Source organism: Stenotrophomonas sp. Sm6012, assembly GCF_030985895.1.
Classification (GTDB): Bacteria; Pseudomonadota; Gammaproteobacteria; order Xanthomonadales; family Xanthomonadaceae; genus Stenotrophomonas; species Stenotrophomonas forensis.
The window spans coordinates 1-8,506 of the sequence record NZ_JAPTFX010000175.1 but is presented as its reverse complement, the minus strand read 5'-3'; the positions used below and the strand labels follow the sequence as shown (position 1 = coordinate 8,506).

The following is an 8,506-nucleotide window of genomic DNA, read 5'->3' as shown; positions in this document are numbered from 1 at the left end:
GGCCGGCAATCCCCTAGCGCACGGAGAGCCGGCCAGCGGCCGGCACTACCGTTGCGGCCTTATTTCTCGACGAAGGCGCGTTCGAACACGTAATGGCCCGGTTGGCCGATACGCGGCGAGACCTGGAAGCCACGCGCATCCAGCACGCTGCGCAGGTCGGCCAGCATCTGCGGGCTGCCGCAGATCATCGCGCGGTCGTTCTCCGGGCTCAGCTCCGGCAGCCCGAGCGTACGCTGCATCTCGCCGCTTTCCATCAGCGAGGTCAGGCGGCCCTGGTTGGCGAACGGCTCGCGGGTGACGGCCGGGTAATACAGCAGCTTGTCGCCGATCATCTCGCCCAGGAACTCGTGCTCACGCAGTTCCTTCTCGAAATAATCGCGGTAGGCCAGATCCTTTTCGTAGCGCACGCCATGGCACAGGATCACCTTCTCGAAGCGCTCGTAGGTCTCCGGGTCCTTGATCACCGACAGCCACGGTGCCATGCCGGTGCCGGTGCCCAGCAGGTACAGGTTCTTGCCGGGGTGCAGGTCGCTGATCAGCAGGGTGCCGGTGGGCTTCTTGCCGACCAGCACCTTGTCGCCGGGCTTGATGTGCTGCAGGCGCGAGGTCAGCGGGCCGTCCTGCACCTTGATGCTGAAGAACTCCAGGTGCTCTTCCCAGTTGGCGCTGGCGATGGAGTACGCGCGCAGCAGCGGCCGTGCCTCGGTTTCCAGGCCGATCATCACGAACTGGCCGTTCTCGAAGCGGAAACCGCTGTCGCGGGTGAGGGTGAAACTGAAGTAGGCATCGGTCCAGTGGCGGACCTCAAGCACCGTTTCGGCGCCGAAAGCGGAGGACATGGGCGTATCTATCGGAAGTCGTCGGGAGTGATTCTATCTCAAATGAGACAGGTTCTCATTAGGCGGAACGAGAGGCGTTCTCAGCGGTAGCCGGCCGCCTGCAGCTCGAACAGCTCGGCATAGCGGCCGCCCTGTGCCATCAGCTGCTCATGGGTGCCGCTGGCCTCGATCCGGCCGTCGGCCAGCACCAGGATGCGATCGGCCATGCGCACCGAGGAGAACCGGTGGGAAATCAGCACTGCGGTGCGATTATCCGCCAGTTCCCTGAACCGCTGGAACACCTCGAACTCGCTGCGCGCATCCAGCGCTGCCGTTGGCTCATCCAGGATCATCACCTGAGCATTGCGCATCCACGCGCGGGCAATGGCGATCTTCTGCCATTGGCCACCGGACAGGTCCACACCCTGCTTGAAGCGGCGGCCGATCAGCTGGTCGTAGCCGCCGGGCAGTTCCTCGATCACTTCCTCGGCCATGCCGCGGCGCGCGGCGTCGGCGATGCGTGCCCGGTCGTTCATGGCCTCGACCTGGCCGACGCCGATGTTCTCGCCGGCGCTGAGGTTGTAGCGCACGAAGTCCTGGAAGATCACCCCGAGATTGGCGCGCAGGTCGTCCAGGTCGTAGTCGCGCAGGTCGCGGCCATCGAGCAGGATGCGCCCCTCGTCCGGTTCGTACAGCCGCGCCAGCAGCTTGACCAGGGTGGTCTTGCCGGCGCCGTTCTCGCCGACCAGGGCCAGCACCTCGCCGGCCTGCAGCTGGAAGTCGAGATGGCGCACCGCCCACTGCTCGGCATCCGGGTAGCGGAAGCCTACGTTCTCGAATACGAAGCCCTGGCGGATCGGCTGCGGCACGCGCACTGCGCCCTCGCGCGAGTGGATTTCCGGCTCGATCTGGAAGAACGAGAACAGGTCATCCAGATACAGCGCCTGGCTGGCCACCTGCGAGAACCCGATCAGCAGGCCTTCCAGCAGCTGGCGCAGGCGCAGGAAACTGCCGGCGAGGAAGGTCAGGTCGCCGATCGAGAAATCGCCACGCACCGTGCGCCACGCGATGTAGGCGTAGGCGGTGTAGTAGCCCAGCGTGCCCAGTGCGGCCAGCAGCGTGCCCCAGAACGCACGGCGCCGGGCCAGCGCCCGGTTGGCCTGGAACAGCGCCACCGACAGGTGCCGATAGCGTTCAACCAGGAAACGGTGCAGGTTATAGATCTTCACTTCCTTGGCCGTTTCCACACTGGCACCGAGCTGGCGCAGGTAGTCGAGCTGGCGGCGCTCGGGTGTCCACTGGAAGTTGAGGCTGTAGCCGGCCGCGTTGAAGTGCGATTCGCCAATGAAAGCCGGCACCAGCGCCAGCGCCAGCAGCAGGATCAGCCACGGCGCGTAGACCAGCAGGCCGATGGCCAGGCTGGCCACGGTGATCGCATCCTGGACCTGGCCGAACAGCTGGCTCATCAGGTTCATCCGGCCCATGGTCTGGCGCCGCGCGCGGTCCAGCTTGTCCTGCAGGTCCGGGTCCTCGAAGTCCTCCAGGTCCAGCGTCGCGGCGTGTTCCATCAGCCGGATGCTGGTGATGTTGGCGAACAGTTCCGACAGCAGGGCATCGGCGTAGCTGACCAGCCGGCCCAGCAGGTCCGAGGCGATGGCCAGTCCGAATTCCAGTGCCAGCAGGCCCAGCAGTGGATTGAGCACGCCACTGGACAGCGCCTCGCCCAGCGGCGGGAAGCTGGCATCGTGCTGGCTCAGGTGCAGGGCGCTGTCGATGATCAGCTTGCCGACGTACAGCATCGCCACCGGCAGCAGCGCACGGATCAAGCGCAGCCCAAGGCTGGCCAGGGTGAGCGCGGGACTGGTCTGCCAGACCATGCGCAGGAACGGTGGCAGGTTGCGCATCGCCTTGAAGCGTTGTCGCAGGCTGGGCTTCTTCGCGGCGGCAGCGCCGGCGGTGGGGGTGGCAGGCATGCGCGTATTGTGCGCGCCTGGGCCGTGCAGATGGGGTCAGTGCAGCCGTGTGGCCGCGCCAGGGTCAGATTCCTTTGCAGGGCGAAGGGATCCGGCCTGCCCCCATCCGCGCATGATGTGTATTTAGCGTGTCGACCAAGGTCGACACCTACCAACAGCAGCAAAAACCTGCCCCCCGGCCGGGAACCGCCTGTTACGGCAGCGGCGGCAGCAGACCCGCGCCCAGCCGGTTCCAGGCATTGATCACCGCGATCCCCATGCTCAGGTCGCTGATGCCCTTCTCATCGAAGTGCGGCGCCAGTGCGTCGAACGCCGCCTGCGAGGGTGCCCCATCGGTCAGCCGGGTCAGCGCCTCGGCCCAGCCCAGTGCCGCTCGTTCGCGGGCGTCGAAGAAACGGCTCTCGTGCCATGCCGGCAGCGTATCCAGCTTGCGCGGCTCGATGCCGCCCTTGCGCAGCGCGGTGCCATGCATGTCCATGCAGTAGCCGCAGCCGTTGAGCTGCGACACACGCAGGAACAGCAGTTCCATCAGGGTCGGATCGATCGAGCTTTCATGCACCGCCTTGCTGGTGGCCAGCAGGCCCTTGAAGGCTTCGGCGGCCAGGCGGGTGTAAGGGACGCGGGGAGAGGCGTGGTCGGACATCGTGGGCTCCATGGCGGCCACGATGGCCGCCTTTCATTACAAGGACGCCGCAGCATCCCCGCGCGTGACAACCTGCGGCAGCTTTTCCGGATTCAGCACGCTGTACACCTGGGCGATGCGGCCATCGACCACCTCGATGGTGGTGACCGAATGCAGGCGATCACCGATGAAGCGCAGGATGGCCGGTTCGCCATTGACGTAACCCAGCTGTGCCGGATGCACGGCGCCGCGGCGGGCGATGGCCCAGAACAGGCGGCCGATGCGTTCGGCGCCCAGCAGCGGGCGCACGGCTGCGGTGACCACGCCGCCGCCGTCGGAAACCAGCAGTGCGTTGGCGTGCAGCAGGGCCTGGATCGCCTCGCTGTCGCCGCGCTGGGAGGCGTCCATGAAGCGCGCCAGCAGCTGCCGGTGCTGGCTGGGATCGGCATTGAAGCGCGGTCGCCCGGCCTGCAGGCGCTGCCGCGCGCGGTGCACCAGCTGCCGGCAGTTGGCCTCGCTGTGGCCGATCAGGTCGGCGATCTCGCGGTAATCGTGATCAAAGGCCTCCTTCAGCAGGAACGCAGCGCGTTCCTCGGGGCCGAGCTGCTCGAGCAGGGTCAGGAAGGCCACCGAAACATCATCGGCAAACGCATGCAGCTCGGCCGGGCCGAGCGCCGGGTCCGGCTCCAGGGTGACCGCCAGCGGTTCAGCCAGCCAGGGCCCGACGTAGTGCACGCGCTCGCGCTTGGCCGCGCGCAGCCGGTCCAGGCCGAGCCGGGTGGTGGCGGTGACCAGCCAGGCCTCGGCGTCGCGGACGCTGGCCGGGTCGGCGCCCGACCAGCGCAGCCAGGCGTCCTGGACCACGTCCTCGGCGTCGGCGCGGCTGCCGAGCAGGCGGTAGGCCAGGGCCATCAGGCGCGGACGGTGGGTCTGGAAGGCGGTTTCGGCGTTCATATGGGCAAGGACGCCGCGGCGGGCAGGGACGTGACACGAATGTACAACGGCACCCCCGGTGGCAGAGGGGGTAAAATGGGCGGATTACCCCCGCCAGCCTCCAGCAAGCGAGCAAGTCGTGACATCGATCAAGCAGGAAGACCTCATCCAGTCCATCGCCGACGCGCTGCAGTACATCTCGTACTACCACCCGGTCGACTACATCAAGAACCTTGCCGCCGCCTACGAGCGCGAGGAGTCGCCGGCCGCGAAGGAGGCGATGGCCCAGATCCTGATCAATTCGCGGATGTGCGCCGAAGGCCACCGTCCGATCTGCCAGGACACCGGCATCGTCACCGTGTTCCTGGAAATCGGCATGGACGTGCGCTGGGACGACGCCACCATGGGCGTGGAAGACATGGCCAATGAAGGCGTGCGCCGCGCCTACATGCACCCGGACAACAAGCTGCGCGCCTCGGTGCTGGCCGATCCGGCCGGCAAGCGCATCAATACCAAGGACAACACCCCCGGCGTGGTCAACGTCAAGGTGGTGCCGGGCAACACGGTCGACGTGATCGTCGCCGCCAAGGGCGGTGGTTCGGAAGCCAAGACCAAGTTCGCCATGCTCAACCCGTCCGACTCCATCGTCGACTGGGTGCTGAAGACCGTGCCGACCATGGGCGCCGGCTGGTGCCCGCCGGGCATGCTGGGCATCGGCATCGGTGGCACCGCTGAAAAGGCGATGCTGCTGGCCAAGGAAGCACTGATGGAGCCGATCGACATCACCGAGCTGCAGGCCCGGGGTGCGTCCAACCGCATCGAAGAGCTGCGCCTGGAGCTGTACGAGAAGGTCAACGCGCTGGGCATCGGCGCACAGGGCCTGGGTGGCCTGACCACCGTGCTCGACATCAAGATCAACGATTACCCGACCCACGCGGCCAACCTGCCGGTGGCGATGATCCCGAACTGCGCGGCCACCCGCCATGCGCACTTCACCCTGGACGGCAGCGGCCCGGTGATGCTGGACCCGCCGTCGCTGGAAGACTGGCCGAAGCTGACCTATGACGCGTCCAAGGGCACCCGCGTGGACCTGGACACGATCACGCCGGAAGACGTGGCCAGCTGGAAGCCGGGCCAGACCCTGCTGCTCAACGGCAAGCTGCTGACCGGCCGCGACGCCGCGCACAAGCGCATGGTCGACATGCTCAACAAGGGCGAGCAGCTGCCGGTCGACCTGAAGGGCCGCTTCATCTACTACGTCGGCCCGGTCGATCCGGTGCGCGACGAAGTGGTGGGCCCGGCCGGCCCGACCACCGCCACCCGCATGGACAAGTTCACCCGCCAGGTGCTGGAACAGACCGGCCTGCTGGGCATGGTCGGCAAGGCCGAGCGCGGCCCGGCGGCGATCGAAGCGATCCGTGACAACAAGTCGGCCTACCTGATGGCCGTCGGTGGTTCGGCCTACCTGGTGTCCAAGGCGATCAAGGCAGCCAAGGTGGTCGGCTTCGCCGACCTGGGCATGGAAGCGATCTACGAGTTCACCGTTCAGGACATGCCGGTGACCGTCGCCGTCGATTCCACCGGCGAGTCGGTGCACAAGACCGGCCCGCGCGAGTGGCAGGCCCGCATCGGAAAGATTCCGGTGGTGGTGGAGTAATCCTCCCGCATTCGATCCAGGCAACGGCGCCCTCGTGGCGCCGTTGTTGCATGTGGAGGATCAACGACCCTGCAACCGTTTGCCTGCTAGGCTCTGCACGACCTCACACAGGACGTGTCCATGACCCTGCATCGATCCATCATGGCGGGCCTCATGTTTGCCCTGGCCGGCTGCAGCACGCCGGCATCCTACGAAGGTGCGGATTTATCCGCGTCCTCGCAATGCCGCGTGCAGTGCCAGGCCAGCTATCGCAGCTGCATGGCGCAGAATGACTCCCTCGGCAGCCGCCAGAGCAATTGCGAGCAGCAGGTGGGGCCCGCGCCGGACAAGCGCTGCAAGGACGTTGCCAACCCTGAACTGCGCCGTGCCTGTGAACTGAAGGCGCATGACTGCACGATGCGCGCGCCGATGATGTCCTGTGGTGAACAGCGGGATACCTGCATGAGCCGTTGCGGCTGAGCAACCACCGCTCGCGTGGGCGCATAATCGGCTGATCCACCCGCACAGGATCCACCGCATGAGCACCACGCTGTATGGTTCGAGCAGTACCGCCGCGCTGGTGGTGCATTGGCTGTTGATCGAGCTGGGCATCGAGCACGAGCTGGTGATGCTGGATTTCGACGCACGCGAGCACAAGGCGGCGCAGTACCTGGCGCTGAATCCGGCCGGAGTGGTGCCGACGCTGATGATCGACGGCCTGGTACTGACCGAGGCGGCCGCGATCGCGCTGTACCTGGCCGACCGTCACCCGGACGCCGGCCTGCTACCTGCGGTGGGTACGCCCCAGCGCGGCGACGCCTACCGCTGGATGTTCTGGTGCGCCAATACGCTGCAGCCGGCCTATCGGGCCTGGTTCTATCCGCACGAAGTAGCCGGCGAGGCACATGTGCAGGCCAGTCGCGAGATGGCACGGCAGCGCCTGGAAGCGGCCTGGCAGCAGGTGGCCACGCATCTGCAGGCGCACGGCCCGTATCTGTTGGGTGCAACGCCGTGCGTGGTCGACTACATGCTGGTGATGCTGATGCGCTGGTCGCGCAACATGCCGACGCCCAGCGACACCTGGCCGGCGCTCAAGGCGCATGCGTCCACGATGAAAGCGCGCCCTGCATTTGCCGAAGTCTATCGCCGCGAAGGCATCACCGACTGGCTGTAACCCGAAAAGGGGACGGAGGGAATCAAGTCGCTAATGCACAAACGACATCATCCCCTCCGTCCCCTTTTTTCGGTTACAGGATCTGCAGCACCGTTTCCGGTGGGCGGCACAGTCGCGTGCCCTTGGGCGTGCGCACCACCGGCCGGTTGATCAACCGCGGGTGCTCGGCCATTGCCGCCAACAACGTGGCATCGTCGGCATGTTCCAGGCCGAGTTCGGCGAACGCTGCTTCCTTGCTGCGGACCAGGTCGCGTGCACTCAATCCTGACGCGGCCAGCACCTGGCGCAGCGCGGCGACATCGGGCGGATTGCCCAGGTAGTCGACCACCACCGGCTCGAAGCCGGCATCGCGGATCAGCTTCAGTGCGCCGCGCGAGTTGCTGCAGGCCGGGTTGTGCCAGATCGTCACGTCCATCAGAACCACTCCAGCAGGGACACGCCCACGCCGACATAGGTGGCCTTGTGGTTGTAGTCGATCAGGCTTTCGCCGTAGCCATCGAAGATCTGCACATGTCCGCGCAGCAGGTTGCTGATCGGGAAGCCATAGTCCAGCTGCAGTGCGCCATGCGAGCGACTGCCGGTGCGCAGCGAATGGCGCGCCATCAGTGCGACCTCGTGGCCGTTGCGGTTCCAGATCAGGGTCGCGTCGCCGCGGCCCATGTAGTCCTCTATGTCCGGATTGTTGTCGTCGCTGCGGGTCTCGGGAATGCGGTACCACGGGCGCAGCACCAGTGCCCAGTTCTCGCGGTCCAGGCCGATGTTCAGCATCACCCGGTTCCAGCTGCGTGACAGCGGATCGGCACGGCCGTTGGACTGGTGGTTCAGCGCGATGCCGGTCATGCGTCCGCGCCAGCCACCGATCGAATAGCCGTTGCGGAACACCATCATCACTTCGGGTTCGTAGTTGGTTTCGCGGAACGGGCGCGAGTCCTCGCCGTTGTAGGCCTGCCAGCGCGAGCTCTGTGTATAGCCGGCCCAGATGTCGCCGTTGTCGCCGAACAGGTTCTCGGCGACCTTGGTCTTGAAGCTGATCTGGAACTTCAGTTCGGCACTGTCCAGCACCTGCGGCGTGGTGACCGTGTTGGCGGGGTTCGGCGAATGCGGCGTGGTGTTGCGGTCGCTGGTCCAGAACGCGGGCAGCAGGTACACCGGCTTGTAGGCGCGCAGCTGGAACGGCCCGAGCTTGGAGTCTTCGGCCAGTTCCCAGCGACTGTCCAGCAGGGAACCGCGGCCGGCATTGGCCAGCGCGCTGTCCGGCGTGGCCGGACGGAACAGGTCGCTGACCCGTTCGCGCAGCTTCTCCTCGCCCTGGCTCACCCGCGCGGTCTGGCGCTCTTCGCGGCGGGGCCG

General features: G+C 66.4%; 9 protein-coding genes. 3 read left to right on the top strand and 6 right to left on the bottom strand.

Translation table 11 applies throughout. The features are described from left to right. Nucleotides 1-59: 59 nt before the first annotated feature. The 4 genes from O0J73_RS20200 to O0J73_RS20185 form a co-directional block, all read right to left on the bottom strand. Entirely contained in the window at nucleotides 60-839 is a 780-nt protein-coding gene (locus O0J73_RS20200; protein ID WP_006455701.1) for a ferredoxin--NADP reductase, read from the bottom strand. A gap of 80 nt (nucleotides 840-919) precedes the next feature. Next, nucleotides 920-2,791 (bottom strand): ABC transporter ATP-binding protein, encoded by a 1,872-nt coding sequence (locus O0J73_RS20195; protein WP_006455571.1) that lies wholly within the window; start codon nucleotides 2,789-2,791, stop codon nucleotides 920-922. A gap of 193 nt (nucleotides 2,792-2,984) precedes the next feature. Beyond that, nucleotides 2,985-3,434: a carboxymuconolactone decarboxylase family protein gene (locus O0J73_RS20190; RefSeq protein WP_014037799.1), complete on the bottom strand. Its 450-nt coding sequence runs from the start codon at nucleotides 3,432-3,434 to the stop codon at nucleotides 2,985-2,987. Between the two features lie 36 nt (nucleotides 3,435-3,470). Then, complete coding sequence (locus tag O0J73_RS20185) at nucleotides 3,471-4,367, bottom strand: RNA polymerase sigma-70 factor (protein WP_308309481.1); 897 nt, start codon at nucleotides 4,365-4,367, stop codon at nucleotides 3,471-3,473. A gap of 118 nt (nucleotides 4,368-4,485) precedes the next feature. Between O0J73_RS20185 and O0J73_RS20180 the strand changes: the two genes are divergently transcribed. The 3 genes from O0J73_RS20180 to O0J73_RS20170 all read left to right on the top strand — a co-directional run bounded on the left by O0J73_RS20180 (nucleotide 4,486) and on the right by O0J73_RS20170 (nucleotide 7,156). Beyond that, a complete protein-coding gene (locus tag O0J73_RS20180; protein WP_008268808.1) occupies nucleotides 4,486-6,003 on the top strand; it encodes a fumarate hydratase in 1,518 nt (505 codons plus the stop codon). Between the two features lie 120 nt (nucleotides 6,004-6,123). After that, nucleotides 6,124-6,462, top strand: a complete 339-nt coding sequence (locus O0J73_RS20175; RefSeq protein WP_308309482.1) for a hypothetical protein — start codon at nucleotides 6,124-6,126, stop codon at nucleotides 6,460-6,462. A 58-nt stretch (nucleotides 6,463-6,520) separates the two neighbouring features. Continuing rightward, on the top strand, nucleotides 6,521-7,156 hold the full coding sequence (locus O0J73_RS20170; RefSeq protein WP_308309480.1) for a glutathione S-transferase family protein: 636 nt from the start codon (nucleotides 6,521-6,523) through the stop codon (nucleotides 7,154-7,156). Nucleotides 7,157-7,229: 73 nt separating this feature from the next. Here the strand turns inward: O0J73_RS20170 and arsC are convergent, their stop codons facing one another. Both arsC and O0J73_RS20160 read right to left on the bottom strand, forming a co-directional pair. After that, nucleotides 7,230-7,571, bottom strand: coding sequence for an arsenate reductase (glutaredoxin) (gene arsC / locus O0J73_RS20165; RefSeq protein ID WP_006455372.1), 342 nt, complete (start codon nucleotides 7,569-7,571; stop codon nucleotides 7,230-7,232). Next, a partial coding sequence (locus tag O0J73_RS20160) for a phospholipase A (protein ID WP_308309479.1) occupies nucleotides 7,571-8,506 on the bottom strand: 936 nt, incomplete at its 5' end. The genes arsC and O0J73_RS20160, both read right to left, overlap by 1 nt.